14 protein-coding genes are annotated in these 20227 nt (G+C 54.5%); 4 read left to right on the top strand and 10 right to left on the bottom strand.

Annotated features, from left to right (window positions below):
- Window positions 1–67 precede the first annotated feature (67 nt).
- From fabI to sapA, 6 genes are all read right to left on the bottom strand, one after another.
- A complete protein-coding gene (gene fabI / locus BUB06_RS03060; protein ID WP_010276729.1) occupies window positions 68–856 on the bottom strand; it encodes an enoyl-ACP reductase FabI in 789 nt (262 codons plus the stop codon).
- 193 nt (window positions 857–1049) lie between these two features.
- Window positions 1050–1865, bottom strand: a complete 816-nt coding sequence (sapF, locus tag BUB06_RS03055; protein WP_010276730.1) for a putrescine export ABC transporter ATP-binding protein SapF — start codon at window positions 1863–1865, stop codon at window positions 1050–1052.
- Window positions 1865–2857, bottom strand: a complete 993-nt coding sequence (gene sapD / locus BUB06_RS03050; protein WP_010295820.1) for a putrescine export ABC transporter ATP-binding protein SapD — start codon at window positions 2855–2857, stop codon at window positions 1865–1867. Before sapD ends, sapF begins: the two co-directional genes overlap by 1 nt.
- A gap of 16 nt (window positions 2858–2873) precedes the next feature.
- Window positions 2874–3764: a putrescine export ABC transporter permease SapC gene (sapC, locus tag BUB06_RS03045; protein WP_010295823.1), complete on the bottom strand. Its 891-nt coding sequence runs from the start codon at window positions 3762–3764 to the stop codon at window positions 2874–2876.
- Window positions 3751–4716 (bottom strand): putrescine export ABC transporter permease SapB, encoded by a 966-nt coding sequence (sapB, locus tag BUB06_RS03040; protein WP_010295825.1) that lies wholly within the window; start codon window positions 4714–4716, stop codon window positions 3751–3753. Before sapB ends, sapC begins: the two co-directional genes overlap by 14 nt.
- Window positions 4713–6401, bottom strand: coding sequence for an ABC transporter substrate-binding protein SapA (sapA, locus tag BUB06_RS03035; protein WP_039471723.1), 1689 nt, complete (start codon window positions 6399–6401; stop codon window positions 4713–4715). The genes sapB and sapA overlap by 4 nt, the downstream gene beginning before the upstream one ends.
- A 534-nt stretch (window positions 6402–6935) precedes the next feature.
- Between sapA and BUB06_RS03030 the strand changes: the two genes are divergently transcribed.
- On the top strand, window positions 6936–8462 hold the full coding sequence (locus BUB06_RS03030) for a cellulase family glycosylhydrolase (RefSeq protein ID WP_039471724.1): 1527 nt from the start codon (window positions 6936–6938) through the stop codon (window positions 8460–8462).
- A gap of 74 nt (window positions 8463–8536) precedes the next feature.
- Here BUB06_RS03030 and pspF read toward each other — a convergent pair whose 3' ends face one another.
- Entirely contained in the window at window positions 8537–9526 is a 990-nt protein-coding gene (gene pspF / locus BUB06_RS03025) for a phage shock protein operon transcriptional activator (RefSeq protein WP_010295836.1), read from the bottom strand.
- Window positions 9527–9751: 225 nt separating this feature from the next.
- Here pspF and pspA point away from each other — a divergent pair, with 225 nt between their 5' ends.
- From pspA to pspC, 3 genes are all read left to right on the top strand, one after another.
- The gene (gene pspA, locus BUB06_RS03020; RefSeq protein WP_039471725.1) at window positions 9752–10417 is read left to right on the top strand and encodes a phage shock protein PspA; all 666 of its coding nucleotides are present in this window, start codon (window positions 9752–9754) and stop codon (window positions 10415–10417) included.
- Window positions 10418–10507: 90 nt separating this feature from the next.
- Window positions 10508–10732: an envelope stress response membrane protein PspB gene (pspB, locus tag BUB06_RS03015; RefSeq protein ID WP_039471726.1), complete on the top strand. Its 225-nt coding sequence runs from the start codon at window positions 10508–10510 to the stop codon at window positions 10730–10732.
- On the top strand, window positions 10732–11097 hold the full coding sequence (pspC, locus tag BUB06_RS03010; protein ID WP_010295842.1) for an envelope stress response membrane protein PspC: 366 nt from the start codon (window positions 10732–10734) through the stop codon (window positions 11095–11097). The genes pspB and pspC overlap by 1 nt, the downstream gene beginning before the upstream one ends.
- A gap of 92 nt (window positions 11098–11189) precedes the next feature.
- Here pspC and BUB06_RS03005 read toward each other — a convergent pair whose 3' ends face one another.
- The 3 genes from BUB06_RS03005 to BUB06_RS02995 form a co-directional block, all read right to left on the bottom strand.
- Complete coding sequence (locus BUB06_RS03005; protein WP_231051607.1) at window positions 11190–11744, bottom strand: hypothetical protein; 555 nt, start codon at window positions 11742–11744, stop codon at window positions 11190–11192.
- A 144-nt stretch (window positions 11745–11888) separates the two neighbouring features.
- Complete coding sequence (locus BUB06_RS03000; protein ID WP_039471727.1) at window positions 11889–12371, bottom strand: hypothetical protein; 483 nt, start codon at window positions 12369–12371, stop codon at window positions 11889–11891.
- 12 nt (window positions 12372–12383) lie between these two features.
- On the bottom strand, window positions 12384–20219 hold the full coding sequence (locus tag BUB06_RS02995; RefSeq protein WP_039471728.1) for a hemagglutinin repeat-containing protein: 7836 nt from the start codon (window positions 20217–20219) through the stop codon (window positions 12384–12386).
- Between the last annotated feature and the right edge of the window lie 8 nt (window positions 20220–20227).

The following is a 20227-nucleotide window of genomic DNA, read 5'->3' as shown; positions in this document are numbered from 1 at the left end:
ATTAATAACCTAATTAAACCCCGAAAAAAAGAAAGCAGCCTATCAATGATAGGCTACTTTTGATGACTTACTTCAGTTCCAGCTCGTTCATTGCAGCGATGCTGAAACCGCCGTCAACGTGCAGAACTTCACCGGAGATGCCGGCTGCCAGATCGGAACACAGGAACGCGGCAGAGTTGCCCACGTCTTCAATGGTAACGACACGGCGGATTGGCGTAACGGCTTCGCAATGAGACAGCATTTTCTTGAAGTCTTTGATGCCGGATGCAGCTAATGTACGAATCGGGCCCGCAGAGATGGCGTTGACGCGCACGCCCTGAGCACCCATGGCGTTCGCCATGTAACGTACGTTCGCTTCCAGAGACGCTTTTGCCAGACCCATCACGTTGTAGTTAGGGATAGCACGCTCAGCACCCAGGTAGGACAGGGTAACCAGCGCAGAGTTCGGGTTCAGCATCTTACGGCAGGCTTTCGCCATCGCGACGAAGCTGTAAGAGCTGATATCGTGAGAAATGCTGAAACCTTCACGGGTAACGGCATCAACGTAGTCACCGTCCAGTTGGTCGCCCGGTGCGTAAGCAATGGAGTGCACGAAGCCATCAAAGTTCGGCCATACGTTAGCCAGTTCGGTAAACAGTGCTTCGATGCTGGCATCTTCAGCGACATCACACGGCAGAACGATGCTGGAACCCAGTTCGCTGGCAAAGCCTTCAACGCGTGCTTTCAATTTGTCGTTCTGATACGTGAAGGCCAGTTCGGCACCTTCGCGCTGCATTGCTTGTGCAATACCGTAGGCAATAGAACGGTTGCTGGCAACACCTGTTACCAGAATGCGCTTACCGGTAAGAAAACCCATAGCAGTAATCCTTGTGATCATTGTTGCTGCGATCGCCACTTCTGTGCCCGTAAACGTACGCGGCAAGTGACGACCGAGATGAATAAACCGCGCGATTCTACCATGTTGGGGACGGTAGGGGTACTCCGAGCAGTATCCGCCTTTTTCCACAGCCCTGTGGCTGTCGAGAGGATACCGCCGTGGTGCGCGGAGATTAACGTTGTGCGCCGTCGCGTCGCCAGGCGTCGGCGCTGAGCGCTTCGCCGAAGTGGCTGGCAATCAAACGTTTCGTCAGGTCATGTAGCGGGGCGGACAATACATCGGCGGTACTGCCGCGTTCGACCACTTCGCCTGCCTGCATCACCAGAATCTGGTCGCTGATGTGCTTCATCATGCCCAGATGCTGCGTCACGTAAATATAAGAGATACCGTGCTTTTCCTGTAACTCCAGCATCAGATTAATAATCTGTGACCGCATAGACATATCCAGTGACGCCAGCGCCTCATCGGCGACAATCACTTTCGGTTGCAGGATCAGCGCACGCGCCAGACCGACGCGCTGTTTTTGCCCCGGCGCGAGCGCATGCGGATAGTAATAGGCGTGATCGGGACGTAGCCCGACCTGATGCAGCGCCTGATTAATCGCTCTTTCACGCGCTTCGGCGCTGAGATCGGTATTCAGTCGCAGCGGGACATCCAGCAGTTGCCCGATGCGCTGGCGCGGATTGAGCGCATTGCTCGCATCCTGAAAGATCATGCGGATACGCTGGCTGCGGTAGCGGTAATCGCCGTAGTGCAGCGGATGATCGTCAATAACCAGCTCGCCGGACGTCGGGGCAATCATGCCTGACAGCATTTTAGCCAGCGTCGATTTCCCTGAACCGTTCTCGCCGATGATGGCGAGCGTTTGCCGCTCACGCAGCGTAAAGCTGACGGATTTTACCGCCTCAACATGCTGACGACGGAACAGCCCGGTCCGGTAGCGGAACGTCTTGGTCAGGTTGCGGGCTTCAAGCAGCATCTCAACCATCACGGTTCCTCCATGTTGAGCGGAAAGTGGCAGGCATATAAGTGGTTCTTAACGGAGAGCAGCGGCGGCGTTTGCATACACTGTTTTTGTGAATAAGGGCAGCGCGGGCCCAGTCGGCAGCCAATCGGCAGATGTTCCAGTGAGGGAATCGCCCCGTTCAGGGTGTTTAACCGGCTTTTGTGCGGCAGCGAACGGCCGAAATCGGGCATTGCGCGAATCAGCGCCTGCGTATAAGGATGATGCGGTGCGGTGATCAGATCTTCACTGGTGGCGCTTTCCACCGTTTGACCGCAATAGAGTACGTTGATCCTATCAGCCCATTTGCTCATGGTTTGCAGGTCATGGCTGATGAGCAGAATTGTGGTGTTATTGTTCTGGTTCAGGCGCGACAGCAGGCGGAAAATCTGCGCCTGCGTGGTCGATTCCATCGCATTGGTCGGCTCATCGGCAATCAGCAGGCGCGGCTGATTTGCCAGCGCGATGGCAATCATCACTTTCTGACACTCGCCGTCGCTCAGCTCATAGGGATAGCTACCCATAATATCTTTGTGATCTTTAATTCCGACGCGGTGCAGCAGTTCGATCGCGCGGCGCTTGCGCCAGTTAAATCGCTGCCACCAGCGGCCTTTATACGTCCAGCCGGGGATCGCCTGCACCAGTTGCCGACCTACACTTTCGGACGGATCGAGACAGGATTGCGGTTCCTGGAAAATCATGGAGACGTTATGGCCGACCAGCTTACGTCGCTCGCGCGACGACAGTTGCAGCAGGTCGATGTCATCGAAGCGGAAGCGATCGGCGGTTACGCGCCAGTTCTCTTTGGTGATCCCGCAGATGGCTTTAGCAATCAGGCTTTTACCGGATCCGGATTCGCCCACCAGACCGCGAATCTCGCCTTCGCTCAGCGTCATACTGACGCGGTCAACGGCTTTAACGGCGCCGTCGGGAGTCAGAAATTCAATCGTCAGGTTACGGATATCAAGTAATGGCATAGGGAGTCGTCGCCTCTTATTCCGTTTCCGCGACGAGCGCGCGGCGGATGCCGTCGCCCAGCAGGTTGACGATTAACACGCTCAGTGCAATAGCCGCGCCGGGCAGCATCACGGTCCACGGTGCCGCATAAACCAGCTCCAGCGAGTTGCCAAGCAGGGCACCCCATTCGGTGGTCGGCAGTTGTGCGCCCAAATCGAGAAAGCCCAGCGCCGCGATATCCAGAATGGCGATCGACAACGCGCGGGTAAATTCGGAAACCAGCAGCGCGGCGATGTTGGGCAGCACCACGTACCAGACCAAATAAAACGTGGAAGCGCCGTCGAGGCGAGCCGCGATCACGTACTCTTTATCCATTTCATCGTGTACGGCGTTGTAGATGGTGCGCACCATACGCGGCAACAGCGCTAGCCAGACGGCGAGCATGGCGTGTTCGAGCTTAGGGCCAATAAAAGCGATGACCACAATCGCCAGCAGCAGCGACGGAATGGACAGCAGCGTATCCAGAATATGATTGAGCATCGCAGAGCGAAGCCCACGTGTGACGCCCGCGAAAACGCCCAGCACGATGCCGCACAGTGCTGCTGCGTAGGTGACGATGAGCGACGCGCCAACGGTCGGTGCCGCACCGCTTAGCAGGCGGCTTAGCTGGTCGCGACCTAAATCGTCGGTGCCGAGAAAGAACGAGACTTCACCGTAGTGTGACCAAGAGGGGGGCAGCAATTGATAGCCCAAAAATTGCTGGTCAACTTCATAAGGCGCGAGAAACTTTCCAAACAGGCACAGGCCGATCAGGATCAGAAAGCCGTATAGTCCGATCATCGCCAGCATATCCTGATGGAATGCCCGCCAGGTATCGCCTAGTCGGCTAGGCAGCCGCTTTTCGCTATAAACGTTATCGAAGGGCATACCATTCCTTGTGTTTCAACGGATTTGCCATAGCGCCCCAAATATCGGACAGGATGTTGACCGTGATGACCATCGCGCCAACCACCATCACGCCCGCAGAAATGGCCGCGTAATCCTGCTGGCGAATAGCGTTCACCAGCCAGCGACCGACGCCCGGCCAGTTAAAGACCACTTCGGTAATCATTGTCAGCGTCAGCATGGTGGAAAATTGTAATCCCAGTTTGGGAATAATCGGCGGTAGCGCGTTGTGAATCAGGTGACGACGAATGATCGTAAAGCGTGATAGCCCACGCGTTGCCGCTGCCTTAATGTAATTTTTGCTGATAATTTCCGTGGTACTGACGCGCATCAGGCGAATCACTTCGGTGGTCGGCCCGACGGCCAGCACGGTAATCGGCAGAATCAGGTGGCGGATGGCACTGGCGATCATTTCGCCGCGATGTGGCGAATCTGACAGCCAGGCGTCAATCAGCGCAAACCCAGTGACGGTTTTCACCTGATAGAGCAGGTCGAAGCGGCCTGAAACGGGCAGCCAACCGAGGTGCAGCGAGAAGAAGAGCGTCAGCAGTAGTGCCAGCCAGAACACCGGCAGGGAAAAACCGATGAGCGCCAGCGTGCTGATCACAATGTCCGCGCCGCGATTCTGCATTACGCCAGCGGTAATCCCCAGTGGAATGCCGACCAGCAGCGAGAGCGCAAACGCCAGCAGACAAAGTTCAATCGTGGCCGGGAACACTTCTTTCAGCAATTCGCTGATAGCCTGTCCGTTAATACTGGAGCGACCGAAATCTCCCTGAAGCAGGCTGGTGAGATAAAAGTGATAGGCATCAAACAGCGCCGCGCCGTTGAGCGGAGCGTTGGGCGTGTAGTAACTGAGGCTAAAGCCAACCAGCGTCAGCAGTGACAAGGTCACTATCAGTAACACCAGACGTCGCAAGGTAAAGATAATCACGGCTGTGCTTCCTCCACGGTTTCCGGTGCAGAAGGCTTCTGCTGCGCCTGTTGGTCCTCGCGGAAGACGCCCGCGAACGAGGCATTGCCGAATGGACTCAAGACCAGCCCTTTCATGTCATAGCGGTAGGCCAGCAGCCGTAATGACGACGCCAGCGGCAGAACGGGTAACTGTTCTGCCAGAATACGCTGTGCCTGCTGATAATAGTCAATCCGCTTAGAAAGCTGCTGTGACGAGAGCGCGTTTTGCAACACTTCATCAAACGTAGGATCGCACCAGTGCGCGTAGTTGCTCTGGGAGCGAATAGCCGCGCAGCTTAACAGCGGTCGGAAAAAGCTGTCCGGGTCGTTACTGTCCGTTGCCCATCCTGCCAGCGTTAAATCGTGGCTGAGTTCCATCAGCCGCGCTTCCTGAAAACGACCTTCCACCGGGACGATGGTCACGGTGACGCCAATTTGCGCCAAATCGGCCTGTATCAGCTCTGCCGTTTTCAGCGGACTGGGGTTGTAGGACTGTGACGCGCTGGGCACCCACAGGCGCAGGTTGAGGTTAGTCAGCCCCAGTTCCTGCAAAATTTGTCGCGCTTTTTGCGGGTTATATTCCGTAATCTGCGATTCATTGTCGTACGCCCACGACGCACGGGGCAAAATAGACGCCGCCGTTTCCGCTGTACCGTAATAGATCGACTGCATCAGCCTGTCGTTATTGATCGCCAGCGCGATGGCTTCCCGCACACGCCTGTCGTCCAGCGGCGGTTTTCGCACGTTGAAGGCCAGATAGGCGACGTTCATGCCGGGGCGTAGCGAGAGACGCAGACGCGGGTCGTTACGCAGGATCGTCAATTGGCTGGCCGCCGGATAAGCGAGGACATCACATTCACCGGTCAGCAGTTTGGATAAGCGGCCCGTACCGCCGGATCCGAGATCGACAACTACCTGCTGCATGCGTGGCAGGCCACGCCAATAATCACTGTTGCGCGTCAGCCGGATATATTGCCCGTTGCGGTATTCATTGAGCAGATAAGGGCCGGTGCCGACCGGCTCGCGATCCAGCAGCTCTTTCTTATCTTCTTTCGTCAGACGTTGCGCGTATTCTGCGGACAGAATCGGCGCGTAGTGCGTGGCCAGATGCCAGAGGAAAGAGGCATCTGGGCTGTTGAGCCGGATCTCAATGCTGTATTCGCCCAGCTTGCGGATGCTTTGCACCGAATCGGCGAATTGCAGGCTGTCGAAGTAGGGATATTCGCCGCCGTTGACATCATGATACGGGTGCTTTTCGTCCAGCATGCGCTGGAAGCTGAATATCACGTCGTCGGCGTTCATATTGCGGGTTGGGCTGAACCAGGCGGTGTGCTGAAACGGCACATCGCGGCGCAGGTAGAAACGGTATGTCGAACCGTTGTCCAAGACTTCCCAACGCTGAGCCAGTTCTGGCATCAGACGATAGGTATAAGGATCGACATCCAGCAGGCGATCGTAAAGCTGCGCCGCCAGCGTATCAATGGTGACACCGCTGCGCGCCATCTGCGGGTTAAACGTGTTCAGGACATCATTGACGCAATAGACAAAACCGCTCTGGCGAATATTTTCCAGCGGAGCAGGCGGCGTTGGCACGGACGGTGGTGCGGCCAGTGCAGGCAAAGCCAGCCAGGTGAGTGCCAGTGCGAAACAGGTTTTTCCGAACATACGGGATTTTTCAGTCAAGACGGTTATATACAGAGTGTATCGCACTCTTGGCATCCTCCCCACTCTTGTTATGCGCGTCTGGCGACTTTCCAACCGCTTAAGGCATCCGATGTGTCAGTAGAAAGGTGATTAGCAGAGATCATCGTATCCTGAACGGCATTTTCGCTGTGGATTGCAATGACAGGAACCCCATAGTCAGTATGGTAATGAGAAAAATTCTCAACAAAGTGCTTTACAGATGATACTGATAACTATTATCATCACTTTCGCACTTCGGCAGTGGCTTCTCGCAGGCACTGAAGGAGAGCACGACATTGCTCACATTGCTTCCAGTATTATTTTAGCCAGCCGATGTGCTGGCTTTTTTTTGCCTGAAAAATGACCTCGCCAGATACTTACCTTGCTTTCTATTTCCATGTAAATAATTAATAAAATCAATATGGTTGGGATATGTCCTAAATTGTTTGCGGGAACATAAATCTCCCTTATCATGCCTATACCCAAGATCATGGGTTCACAATGGAGATAAGGAATATGTGGATGAGAAGGAATCAAATCGTCAGGAAATTGACGTTAGGTGTGGTAACAACAGTGCTGGGGATGTCACTCAGTTTTTCAGCATTATCCGCCACGCCAGTAGAAACGCATGGTCAGCTGTCCATCGAAAACGGGCGGCTGGTGGATGAACAGGGGAAAAGGGTGCAACTGAGAGGGGTCAGTTCGCACGGTTTGCAGTGGTTTGGCGACTATGTCAACAAAGACTCGATGAAGTGGCTGCGTGATGACTGGGGGATTAACGTATTCCGCGTCGCCATGTACACGGCGGCGGATGGCTATATTTCCAATCCCTCCCTCGCCAATAAGGTAAAAGAGGCCGTTGCGGCGGCGCAAAGCCTCGGCGTTTACATCATCATCGACTGGCATATCTTGTCGGATAACGATCCTAATATTTATAAAGCACAGGCAAAAACCTTCTTTGCCGAAATGGCTGGGCTGTATGGCAGCTCACCGAACGTGATTTATGAAATCGCCAATGAGCCAAACGGCGGCGTGACTTGGAACGGGCAGATTCGGCCTTATGCGCTGGAAGTGACTGACACCATCCGTAGCAAAGATCCCGATAACCTCATCATCGTCGGTACGGGTACCTGGAGTCAGGATATCCACGATGCAGCGGATAATCAGCTGCCCGATCCGAATACGATGTACGCGCTGCATTTCTATGCGGGTACGCACGGGCAGTTCCTGCGCGACCGCATTGATTATGCACAAAGTCGCGGCGCGGCGATTTTCGTCAGCGAGTGGGGCACCAGCGATGCGTCCGGCAACGGCGGACCGTTCCTGCCAGAATCGCAGACCTGGATCGATTTCCTGAATAACCGTGGCGTAAGCTGGGTGAACTGGTCGCTTACCGATAAGTCAGAGGCGTCCGCCGCGCTGGCACCGGGGGCGAGCAAATCAGGCGGCTGGACGGAGCAAAATCTGTCTACGTCAGGGAAATTTGTCAGAGAGCAGATTCGTGCAGGTGCGGATCTGAGTAATGGCGATACGCCGACTACCCCGACCACACCAACGGAACCGACCAACCCGGGTAACGGAACAACGGGTGACGTCGTGCTGCAATATCGCAATGTGGATAACAACCCGTCCGATGATGCGATTCGTATGGCCGTCAACATCAAAAATACCGGAAGTACACCGATCAAACTGAGCGATCTGCAAGTACGTTACTACTTCCATGATGATGGCAAACCTGGCGCGAACCTCTTTGTTGACTGGGCAAACGTCGGCCCTAACAACATCGTGACCAGCACGGGGACGCCAGCCGCCAGCACTGATAAGGCTAATCGCTATGTTCTGGTGACCTTCAGCAGCGGAGCCGGCTCCCTTCAGCCGGGCGCGGAAACCGGTGAAGTGCAGGTGCGTATCCACGCGGGTGACTGGAGCAACGTGAATGAAACGAATGACTATTCATACGGCGCTAACGTCACGAGCTACGCTAACTGGGATAAGATCACCGTGCACGATAAAGGCACGTTGGTATGGGGTGTGGAACCGTAATCGTGAGTTGTTAACTTATTAAGCTATTGATTATCGTGCGGGCGTTAATTCGCCCGCATTTTCTTTCCAGACCGTCACTCATTCACCGCAATATCGTGTTTCTTCAGCAATCCACGCAGTTGGTGATAGGTTAATCCCAGCAGTTCGGCAGCCTTACGCTGGTTAAATTTTGCCTGATTCAATGCCCGATCGATCAAGCTTTTCTCCTGTTCCAGCAGCCACGGTTTCATCTCCAGCGGTAAATCCGGCTGGCCGGTTGCCGCACGCGGCGGTGTTTCCTGAACGGCGGGAGTGCGGCGGAAAGGATTCAAAATGATGGCATCAAGGGGCCGATCGCTGTCGCCGTGGCGATACACCGAGCGTTCAACCACGTTTTTCAGCTCACGAATATTGCCCGGCCAGTCGTAATTCAGCAACGTCTCGCGCGCGGCTGGCGTAAAACCGGGAAAGAGCGGCAGATGCAATTCGCGGCACATCTGAATCGCAAAGTTATCTGCCAGCAACATGATGTCCTGCTGGCGTTCCCGCAGCGGCGGGAGCTGGACAACGTCAAAAGCCAAACGGTCGAGCAGGTCCGCACGGAATTTACCGCTGGCGGCAAGCGCAGGCAGATCGTCGTTAGTCGCACACACCAGGCGCACGTCAACCTGTAGCTGATCTCTGCCGCCGACGCGCTCCAGCATGCCGTATTCGATCACCCGCAATAATTTTTCCTGCACCAGCATCGGTGCGGTAGCCAGCTCATCCAAAAACAGCGTTCCGCCGTCGGCGCGTTCGAAGCGCCCAAGATGGCGTTTCTGCGCTCCGGTAAAGGCACCAGCTTCATGACCAAATAGCTCGGAGTCGAGCAGATTCTCGTTGAGCGCCGCACAGTTGAGAGAAACGAACGGCCCTTGCCAACGCGGGGAAAGGTAATGCAGACGGCTGGCGATCAGCTCTTTACCGGTACCGCGTTCGCCAATCACCAGCACGGGTTTATTCAGTTGTGCCAGTTGCGACACCTGTTCCAGTACCTCCAGAAAGCTGTTGGCTTCGCCGAGCAGGTTCTCTTTTTCCTGAAGCATGATGTTCCACCGTGTTATTTTTACTAACTGTTAGCGTATTTGACTAATCTAACGGAAAGGGAAAAATAGTCAAAATTATCTATTCTTTTATTTTCAGTGAGTTAAATAGGATTAAAAGTTGGCATGCTTATTGATATACCTATAGGGAGATCGCGACTGGCTCGGCTGGTCCCGGTGATAAATCAGGCGTAATCAGACGCTGGAAATCATGAAGAGGATGTAATTATGGGTATTTTTTCTCGTTTTGCCGACATCGTGAACGCCAACATCAATTCATTGCTGGATAAGGCTGAAGATCCGCAGAAATTGGTGCGGCTGATGATTCAGGAAATGGAAGATACGCTGGTTGAAGTGCGTTCAACCTCGGCGCGGGCGCTGGCAGAAAAGAAACAGATTGCCCGTCGTATTGAACAAGCGCACGGTCAGCAGGAGCAGTGGCAGGAAAAAGCCGAGCTGGCGCTGCGTAAAGATAAAGACGATCTGGCCCGTGCGGCGCTGATTGAAAAGCAGAAGCTGACCGACCTGATCGCGGTGTTGCAGTATGAAGCCGAAAGCGTGGATGAAACGCTGGAGCGCATGAAGCGTGAAATCGGCGAGCTGGAAAACAAATTAAGCGAAACCCGTGCTCGCCAGCAGGCGCTGACGCTGCGTCATCAGGCTGCGGCATCGTCACGTGATGTACGCCGCCAGTTGGATAGCGGTAAGCTGGATGAAGCCATGGCGCGTTTCGATCAGTTCGAACGTCGTATCGACACGATGGAGGCGGAAGCGGAAAGCCACGGGCTGGGGAAACAAAAATCGCTGGATCAGCAGTTTGCCGAGCTGAAAGCGGACGATGAAATCAGCGCGCAGCTGGCGGCACTTAAGGCTAAAGTTAAGCCAGCAGAGTAAAGAGTCATAAGCGCGTAAACGCCATCGGATGGCTGTCGTGAGAAAACGGCAGCCGCCATAGGGCGTGTAAATAATAACTAAGGAGACACAATGAGTGCGTTGTTTCTTGCCATTCCGCTGACCATTTTCATGTTGTTTGTGGCACCGATATGGCTTTGGCTACATTACAGTCAGCGTAAAAACAGTGCTCAACTGGGACAAAACGATATACAACGTCTGACGCGTTTAACGGAAGAGTCTACCCGTATGCGCGAGCGTATCAGAGCGCTGGAAGACATTCTGGATGCAGAACACCCGGACTGGAGAAAATCGTAATGAAAAATACGTGGTCAGGTAAAAAATTATACCGTTTGCCGGAAGAAGGTATGCTGAAGGGGGTTTGCGCTGGTTTAGCACGCTATTTTGACGTGCCAGTGAAGCTCGTACGGCTGATTACGGTGCTGTCGATATTTTTCGGCCTGTTCTTTTTCACCGTGGTGGCTTACATCATCCTGACTTTTATGCTCGATCCGGCTCCAGCGGGAATGGAATTTGAGGATGAAAAGACGGCTCGTACCCCTAGCCAATTGCTAAATGAAGCTGATGCGACGTTGCAGGCCAGCGAACAGCGCCTGCGCAACATTGAACGCTATGTCACCTCGGATACGTTTGGCGTCCAAAACCGCTTTCGTCACCTGTAATTTGTCATCGGTTATACGCTTTCGCTGACATTATCCACCGTACGACTTGAGTCGAGAGTGGATAATGTCGCGCTGTTTTTTCGCTGCAATCTCTATGATCCGATCCCACTGTGCATTGGATGCCAGCCATTTCCTTCTTTCGCGCTGTAGCGCACGTTTTGCAGTGGTATGCGCTGCCACTGGCCATTGCTGTCCTGCACGATTTCGCTGGCAATCGCACGACATTGATAATGCAGCGTATCGGTCTCCAGCTGGAATTCATATTTTTTGCCTTTTTCCGGAATAAAGCGGGTGGTAATAAGGCAGGTGTATTTGCTTTCAACATAAACGTTGATAATTGCTGTTTCAACATCGGGCACTAATGGTGTTTCGTAGTAGTCAATATCGTATTTCTCTCCAGATACTTTCGGCATTCCGCGATCCTGGGTGTTTTGTAATACCCATTCACTGGAACGAATAAGACCGCCAGTGCGTTTGCCGTTTAACGTCTGGTAAATACTCGTCTGTTCTGTGTTATCTACGATACGTACCCACGGGGAGTTATTGGTTTCATGGGGCGGAATGAAAAAAGAGTTGTTTGGCATAATCGAACAGCCTGAAGAGAGGAGTGTTATCATTGCCAGATTATTTCGCAGTAACTTTTTCACTTGTTTCATTCCTAATGGGTTTGAAAAGTAATGAGTATTTTACAGTAACGCTGCGCTTAGTTTTTTAAGACTAACAGCTCCCCACCAGAGGTGGGGAGTGCAATATGATAAAGGCGTCATTATTTTAATTAGCGTATTTCGTTATCATTTAATTGGTTGTAAAGAAATCGCTATTTCCAGCACGATATCAGAATAGCATTTATCGCCGTTGGCTGATGTTCTCTTAAGTTCATCAAGTGCATAAACGATATCTACCCTGGCTCCCGGGCGGAACAGCTTTTTATCTTCATCATCGATATGGCTATAAATGCTTTCTTCAATGACAGAGCCATCATCCAGCCGCAAACTGAAACAGTTATCTACTGGAGAGGGATCTTGTCCTGCTACATAGGTTCTTGTGATCGTGCCAGATCGGTGCAGTAAACGCATTTTTCCCTGTTCAATGCTACTCCACCACTCGGATGAGCCAAAAAGACCATTGGCTCCCTTCAGGCCCATGGCTGGTCTTGATGGATCGAGAGTCAGAGCCTGCGTTAAAGCCACTTGATCAGGGTTCCCTCTGAGTTCTTCTGAAAGAAGATAGACAATTTTCATAGGGTGTTTCGAGTTTTCAAGATTTAACAGCATAATGCTTTCCTGTTATTTAACCTGTTCAAAATGGACGATGTTTTTATTAAAAATCTCCATTCCTTTGCCTTGTCCAAGTTGTGTCGTCATCTGTCCTCCTTCAACCTTGAAGCGAGTATTGGTTTCCATCCATTTACCCGTTTGGGTGGACATATTGGGCAATTCTTTAGCTGCAGCACTGTTTGCGGCAATACCAATTTTTTCCAGTTCGGAGAAAGTGCCTGATTTAACAGTGATTTTCACTGTTATACCATCGTACTTAGAAGAGTATGATAGCACTGGAGAAACAGATGTTTCAGTGGTCGCTGGCATCACACCTGTTCTTTCAAACTGCCTGAATTGCTCAGGTGACATCGTCCGATAAACAATTTCATTGCCATGAACATCACGTTGCTGAACGGGACTTAGCGGATTTTTAGCTGTCGTCACAGGAGTACCAATGGTACCCGACGTCCCTTTGTTGCCTGACTGCGTTTTTTGTATGACTTTATTGAACGCCATGCCCGCAGCAAATTTTACAACTTCCTGCGCCGATGCACCATTATCGTATAAGCTGAGGATCCCATTGATATCAACAGGCGTCATCGCTGAGGTAATGATATCGTTTTTCAGCGCCAGCTCACGGATTTTCTCATCGCTCAGTCCCTGCGCTTTCCATTCGGCAAGTTGTTCACTGCCCTTAATGGCGGCGACATAAGGATTGCCAGCGACGCCCATCGGTGTCCAGTCAATGCCCGTCTGTGTATAGATGTCACCGATGAATCCAGAGTAATCAGAATTTAGCTGGCCCTGTTGCGCTCCCTTCATCATTGTTCTGGCATAATCGGTTACGAGATAGCCGAACTCATCAGCCGTTATTGCTCCAGATTGATACATCGCGACCAGCTTTTCACCCGCTTCTTTTTCCCGTTTACGGTACTCATTGCGGATCTCGGTCTGGCATTTACCATTAGAACCACAGGCGGTAAAGCGTTCCTGTAGTTCATCCATGCCCCCGATACCGGCGGCTTTTAGTTTTTCATACAGCGCGCGGCCTTCTTTACTCAGTTTTTCAACGCCGTACTTATTCGACAGCAGGTTATAATCAACGGCATTTTTACCCGCGTCATGTCCTGCCACCGCGCCTGCCGAAGAATCGCTCGCCAGGCCTGCCGCCATGGTGGCAGCCAGAGATGCCAGATTACTGATTTTCGCCCGTTCATCATCAGTCAGTGACTCAACCGTTCTGTTTGGATAGAGATAGTCGACGATCGCTCGCGCGGCCAGCTCACCACCTGCTGCACCCACCGCTCCTGCCGTAGCGTTGGAACCGGAAAGTTCAGCCACCACGCCGCCAACGATAGCGTGACCGATGGCATTTGCCGCGATCTGAGCGGCAGTTGGATTGTCGCTATTCTGCAGAGTCAAATCGCGCACGGTGCTGGACAGATAAGGCGCCGCGCCCTGAGCCAGCGCTTTCAGTGGATCACCACCCGCCAGCGCAGTGATGGCTGCCGCTGCGGCACGAATGCCTTTATTCAGCTCGCCACCCGCTTTATATTGATCGTTGATGTCCTTATACGCGGCGGTATTTTGTACACGAGCCCAGTACTCCTGACGCGTCTCCTTGGTCTCATCCCACTCACCAGCCGCTTTCATTCCCGCGTTGTTCGCCATAATCTGGCCCTGGCTGAGGGTGATATCCACGCTCTGATTCACAACGTCACCAATCAAACGAAGCTGGCTCAGACGCTGCTGCTCCTTTGCCTTATCGAAGATCGGGCTGATGCTCTGGTTGGCGTGCTCGACATCGCGGCTTAGTTCGCTGACATCCTGCTGTTGGTTCGCCTGGTCACGGATAATCAGCGAGCCTGGAGAAACGGCGGCATAAGTCGTACCGGAAGCATTCCCATCGCTGCCACCCGCTCCCAGGCCATTGGCTGCCAGATTCTGCACGGCGTTTTTCAGCAGATCCTGTGCGCCCAGCCCGCCAGTGCTGATACCAACGCTGCTGTGTGACACCTCAAACTCTGCACTGTTGTCGATATTGCTGAAGCCCAGCGTGCCGGTACTGAGACGGTTTTTATCTTCGCTGGCGGTGCTGCCAATCACGGCGCCGTCCAACTGCGTATGGTTACCGACGTTGATATCGAAGCCGCCGTCACCCGCGAAGATGCCGGTTTGTTCCTGCACACTGTTATAGGTGCTGTGGATTTTGTCCTTCGCCACGTTGGCGCTGACGCTGCCTGTCATGCTGCCAAAGGTAAAGCTGGCGCCTGCTGAGCTGTTCTTCTGCTTCGAGTCGTAGTTGTTAACGTCCTGCTCACTCTGCAACGTCAGATTACGGCCGACATTGGTGACTACCTGATCGGCACTCAGCTGTGCGCCGCGCAGGGTGGTGTCACGCCCGCTGTTGACCGTCAGCTTATTACCGGCGTCGACGGTGGTTTCAGTATGTGTCAGGCCATCGCCATTCTCGTTACCGGAACCTTTACTGGCGTTGGCAAACACGCTGATTCCTGCACCGCCCTGGCCCGCACCGATGCTGATGCCCACGCCGCCGCCGCTGCTGCTGTTCTTGCCGGTCTGCAACTGGGTATTCTGCGCTGACAGCAGGTTGATATCGCGGTTTGCCGATAGCAGCACATCGTTGCCCGCTTTCAGCTGGCTGCCGCCGATGGTCAGATCGCCATCGGCGCCATTCTCTGAACCGGTCGCCACCAGATTGATATTGTTGCCCGCCTGCACGGTGCTGCCGGAGGCGTTGACCGCTTCGCTGTGGCTCTCGCTCTTCGATTTCGAGGTGCTCAGCGACAGGCTGACACCAATGGCGTTCTGGTCGGTGGCGTTCTGCGATGCCAGTACCGCCGCCTGAGCGGCTTGTACGCCCGCCAGACCGGATTTCAGCTTCTGCAGCGATGCCATACGGCCATCCTGCTGCTCATCGGCAGCTTTCGCACTGGTGTAGGCGGTGTTGATCGCGCTGCCAATCGCGCCGGACAGCGCCAACGTCAGACCCGTCTGTTTGCGCTCGTAAGTGGTGTCGGTAGTGCTCTGGTTATTCGCGGCATCAATGGTGATATTGTTCGCCACTATATTGATGTCGTTACCGGCGATCACGTCAGAACCCTGCACGGCAATATTATTGCCCGCCACCAGGCTGGTATCGCCATCGACGCTGCCCAGCGTGCTGTTGTTGTGGGTCAGCGCCGCGGTATCGGAGGTCGAACTCTCTTTGATCGAGCCAACAAAGAAGCCAATGCCGCCGCTGCTCATTAGGCCCGACTTGGTGGTTTTCTTCATCGACCAGTTGTCGCGGCTCTCTTCCGCCGCCGTGACGTTGAGGTCATTCCCGGCACGCAGCGCCAGATCTCGATCCGCCGCCACATCGCTGCCGGTAATATTCAGATTGTTACCCGCGTTGACGGCGATATTTTCCCCGCCCAGACTGCTGCCGTTCGCTAGCGTGGCATCGTAACCGGCGCGGGTGGTAGTGGTGCGTTTCGACAGGAAGCCAGAACCTTTCACCTTGGAGTTCATATCCAGATATTCCTGGCTGCTGGCGCTGCCGAGGTTGATATCATTGGTGGCGGTCAGCGCAAGCTGCCGATCGGCATTCAGTTTCGCCGCCTGAGCGTTAATATTATTGCCGGCATTCAGCGTGATATTGCCGTCGCTGGTGACGTCACTGCCCTGAACCTGAGTCAGCCTCTGCGTGACATGGTTATCTTTATCCCATACCACCTTGTCGCTGCTGCCGGTGGTGACGGTGGTCATATTGATATCGCGGTTAGCGGCGATCTGCGTCTGGCTGTTTTCACCGGAACTGACCAACTGCGCGGCCTGCAGATTGACATCACGGCCTGCCTGCAGCAGCAGTTTGCCGTCGTCACCCTGTACATACATGCCCGCCACGCGATCGATGTTGTCACGGCTGAAGCGGTTGCTGCCGTTCTGGCTCTCGGCGTGGTTGGTCTCGCTGGCGACGGTGATATCACGTCCGGCCTGCGCCAGCAGGGTATCGGTCGCACGTATCGTGCCACCGGTATTGGTGATGTCGTTGGTCGCCTGCAGCGACACGGATTTACCGGCGATGATGCCGCCCACATTGACGATATCGTCGCCGGAAACGCTGACCAGTTGGGTGGCGCTGATGCGACCGCTGTTCAGCATGCCGCCGCTAACGCCAATGCTGATATTTTTACCCGCCAGCAGCGCACCGCTGCCGTCCATATCGCCTTGCTGCACCTGCGCATACACCTGCGGTACCAGCACATTCTGGGTGGTGCCATCCGGCATCTTCACATCCTGCGCCACCAGCCACACCATATCCTGAGTGATCTGTTTCATCTGCTCGGCGGTGAGCGCCACGCCCGGTACCAGGTTGAATTTCTTCGCGAAGCTGACGCCCGCTTCCATCAGGCCTTTGTATTGATCTTCATCGCTGGTGTAATCGGCCAGATAACGCTGACCGACCAACTCAACAATCTGCTCACGCACCAGACGCTGCTCGTAGAAGCCATCGCCGAGGCGTTTTTGCGTGATCGACGGATCGGCTTGCAACTGTCTCAGCATATAGTCGGAACTCAGCCAGGTTCTCTGATTGGTGAAACGTGGATCGGTTTCGATCAGATAGCTGCTGGTGGCGTCCGGCAGGGTAGTGAACAGGCTGCCAGTTGGCAGGGAAGCATCCGGCGTCATGGAACGAATCACATCGGTGTTCTGTCCGGCCACTTCCACGCGCTGCGCGGCATACTCAGCCAGCGATGGCGCGTTGCTGGTCGCCTGGGTATTCTCCTTCATCACGCTCGGGCTGAGGCTGATGGACTGAATTTCCGTTGGCGGGGTATAGGCGGACGCTCTGGCTTTCTGGCTGTCGGTGCCTTTCTTATGAATACGATCCCACTCAATCACCTGTCCGACTTTTTCCGTCAGTTTCTGACCGGTGACTTCGGTGTTCACCAGGTCTTTGACGGCGGTCAGCAGGCTGTCGCCAGCAATAATCTGGCTCTTGTCATTCAGCAGCTTATCGCCGGCGAGTGAGATCTGGCCGCCCGCGATAATTTTCGCCGGATCGCTCTGTGCGATCTGTTCTTCGCGCACCGTTTCGGTGTAGCTGTACTGATAATAGTGGTCACGACCACACACCACACCTTCAATACAGATATGACGCACTTCATTTTTGTAGAAACTGATGTTGTAGTCGTCAGGGCTATAGTGAACGCCATTATTTAGGTCGACCACCATATACTCATTTTTCTGCTTCTGTGACAGTTGTACGAAGCGGGTTACAAAATTGTCGTTGATATTGTTCAGTGCGGTGAAGCTGAGCGCCATATTGCCGACAGACTCTATTGTGGCACTGTGGTTGTTAAGGTTGCCCGCTTTGCCGCTGGCCACACCGTTTTCATCGAGATTGCCACCAATGGCCAGATCGCCACCGCTGTAGATCAGTGAATGAGTATGGTTATTCAGCGTGCCGACGCCCAGATCGAGACGCTGACGCGCCGCAATGGTGGCGCTGCTGTTATTTTCCGCCAGGTTATTCAGTGTCGCTGCGCCGATCGCCAGACCGTCACCATAAATACGACCGGTACCGATATTGTTGACGGTGCTGGCATTGATGCGGGTCAGTACGCCGTCGATCAGGCCACGGTTGCTCAGCGTATCGCTGGCGTTCAGCGTGGTCTGCTGCGCGCTCAGTTCGCCTGTGACTTGGTTGTCGATGTTGCTGGCCTGCACATTCAGCTTACCGCCTGCGCCAAGCAGCGCATTGTTAATCAAGCTGTTGTTGACGTTCAGCGTCAGAGCGCCATTTGCCAGCGTTTTATTGTTGTTACTGAAGCCGTCCGCGAAGCTGAGATCCATATCGCCAAGCGACAGAATTTCACCGCTGCCGTTAATCTCGCGACCGCGGAAGATCAACTGCTGACCCGCCACCAGACGCCCCCCTTCATTGCTGATACGCAGATCGCTGCTGGTGGCTGCGGCACGGGAGAGGGTGCTGCTGTTTTGCTGATCGAGTGTCAGCTGTTTATTGGCGGAGATCTGTCCCAGATTGTTGTGCAGCACCGGCGTGGCGATGGCCAGATCGCTGGCGGCGGCAAGCGTACCGTTCTGGTTATTCAGTTCACTGCTGGCCGCAACATCCAGCGAGCCAGAACCAGCCGCCATGATGGTGCCGCTCTGGTTATTCAGGCTGGCGCTCTGTACGCTGAATTTTTTGGCGTTGGCGACGATGCGGCCATTCTGGTTATTAATGCTGTTGCTGCTGAGTTGCAGATCGCGGTCGCCGCTTTGCAGTAACTGTCCGCCACGGTTGCTGATAACTGGCGTACTGACCTGTAGCGCATTGGCGTTAATGACGCCGCGATCGTTGCTGAGTTTACCGGCAGCAGAGAGTTTCAAGTCGCCACTTGCCAGCAACTGCGCGTCGTCGGTGATGATATCGCTGCTGCTGGTCAGCGTGGCGTGATGCGCGGCGGTATCGCTGCCGCTGAGATCAATCTGGCTAGCGCTGGCGTTCAGATCGCCACCGGCCAGCGCCTGACCCTGGCTGGTCAGTTTGCCGTCGCTGGCGAATGTCAGATTGCCGCTGCCAGCCAGCGTGCCATCGGTTTTCATCCCGGCGGCAATGGCCGCGCCTTTGCTGTTGCGGATGGTGGCGCCGCGCACACGGGTGTTGCCTTTGGCGGCGATCAGGCCGCTGTTGGTCACCCCATCGCTGGCGGTGGTGCTGTGGTCGCGCTGGGCAAACAGCGTGCCGCTGTTATCGACTTTTTTACCGCCCAGCAGCAGATCCTGTCCGGCATTGACTGTGCCGCTGTTAACGATATCGCCATTAGCGTTAATGGTGATATCGCCCGCCTGCGTGCCGAGTGTGCCTTTGTTGCTGACGCCGACCCCTTGCTCGGTCGCCACCAGACGGATTTTACCGGCATACATGCCGCCCAGTTGGGCGACGTCGATCGCCAGCGTCGGCTTGACGTCGCTGCTGTCGCTCTCCGCTGTAGTGCTGGCGGTGGCGCTGTTGTTATCGACAACGCTATTGTTATCGACAACCCTATTGTTATCGGCGGCCACTTCGTTTTTACCGGTGGTGACGGTCATATCTTTCGCCCAGATACCGGCATTAACTTTCACGGTGCGGGCAATCAGATCGGTGTAGTCTTGCCGGCTGCTGTCCATGCCTGCGCCTTCAACCACGATCTCACCATTGCCCACGCGGTAGCCGCGCAGTTCGCCGTTGGTCATCTGCGGCGTGCCGGTGGTCAGGGTGGCGCGGTTGGCGTTAATGAAGCCACAACCATCGCAACTGATGCCCGCCGGGTTGGCAATGACCACCTGCGCCTTACGGCCTGCGACTTCGACATAGCCATTCAGCTTGCTTGGGTCACGCGAATTGACCTCGTTAAGAATGATTTTGGCTTCGCCTTTCGCCAGCCATGGGTTACCCGCCACCCAGCCACCCATCTGGGTCTGTACTTGCTTATGCGAGTTATTGAGGATGGCACCTTTGTTATCGACGTCAAACTGGGTGTATTTGTTATGTGAAACACCACCCGCGCTCGGCGTCTGGATATTGACCTGCGGCGTGCCGTTGGCGCTCTGCATGACATTCGGCTGCTGGCCGCCCGGGGCGCTCTTGTCGGCAACAATCCCTGCCGCCAGCGCCTGTGGCGCGAGCGTGACCAGACCGAGTGCGGTCATGGTCAGGAAGGCGGTGGGCTTCATGTGGCCAATCAGCTGGCTCAGCGTATGGCCGACGCCGTTTGCGCCGCTTTTACCCTGGCCGCGGTTGATTTCGGAAACCACCATTAACAGGCCGCGAGCTTTGTTGAAAATGATGCGATAGAGGTTCTTATTCACGAAAAGTT

It is taken from the genome of Pectobacterium carotovorum (assembly GCF_900129615.1).
Taxonomy (GTDB): domain Bacteria; phylum Pseudomonadota; class Gammaproteobacteria; order Enterobacterales; family Enterobacteriaceae; genus Pectobacterium; species Pectobacterium carotovorum.
This window is presented reverse-complemented; position numbering and strand designations above follow the sequence as displayed.

Bases quoted from the DNA above. Each gene is read 5' to 3' on its own strand.
- fabI (WP_010276729.1), bottom strand. From the start codon at position 856: ATGGGTTTTCTTACCGGTAAGCGCATTCTGGTAACAGGTGTTGCCAGC.
- sapF (WP_010276730.1), bottom strand. From the start codon at position 1,865: ATGGTTGAGATGCTGCTTGAAGCCCGCAACCTGACCAAGACGTTCCGC.
- sapD (WP_010295820.1), bottom strand. From the start codon at position 2,857: ATGCCATTACTTGATATCCGTAACCTGACGATTGAATTTCTGACTCCC.
- sapC (WP_010295823.1), bottom strand. From the start codon at position 3,764: ATGCCCTTCGATAACGTTTATAGCGAAAAGCGGCTGCCTAGCCGACTA.
- sapA (WP_039471723.1), bottom strand. From the start codon at position 6,401: ATGTTCGGAAAAACCTGTTTCGCACTGGCACTCACCTGGCTGGCTTTG.
- BUB06_RS03030 (WP_039471724.1), top strand. From the start codon at position 6,936: ATGTGGATGAGAAGGAATCAAATCGTCAGGAAATTGACGTTAGGTGTG.
- pspF (WP_010295836.1), bottom strand. From the start codon at position 9,526: ATGCTTCAGGAAAAAGAGAACCTGCTCGGCGAAGCCAACAGCTTTCTG.
- pspA (WP_039471725.1), top strand. From the start codon at position 9,752: ATGGGTATTTTTTCTCGTTTTGCCGACATCGTGAACGCCAACATCAAT.
- pspB (WP_039471726.1), top strand. From the start codon at position 10,508: ATGAGTGCGTTGTTTCTTGCCATTCCGCTGACCATTTTCATGTTGTTT.
- pspC (WP_010295842.1), top strand. From the start codon at position 10,732: ATGAAAAATACGTGGTCAGGTAAAAAATTATACCGTTTGCCGGAAGAA.
- BUB06_RS03000 (WP_039471727.1), bottom strand. From the start codon at position 12,371: ATGCTGTTAAATCTTGAAAACTCGAAACACCCTATGAAAATTGTCTAT.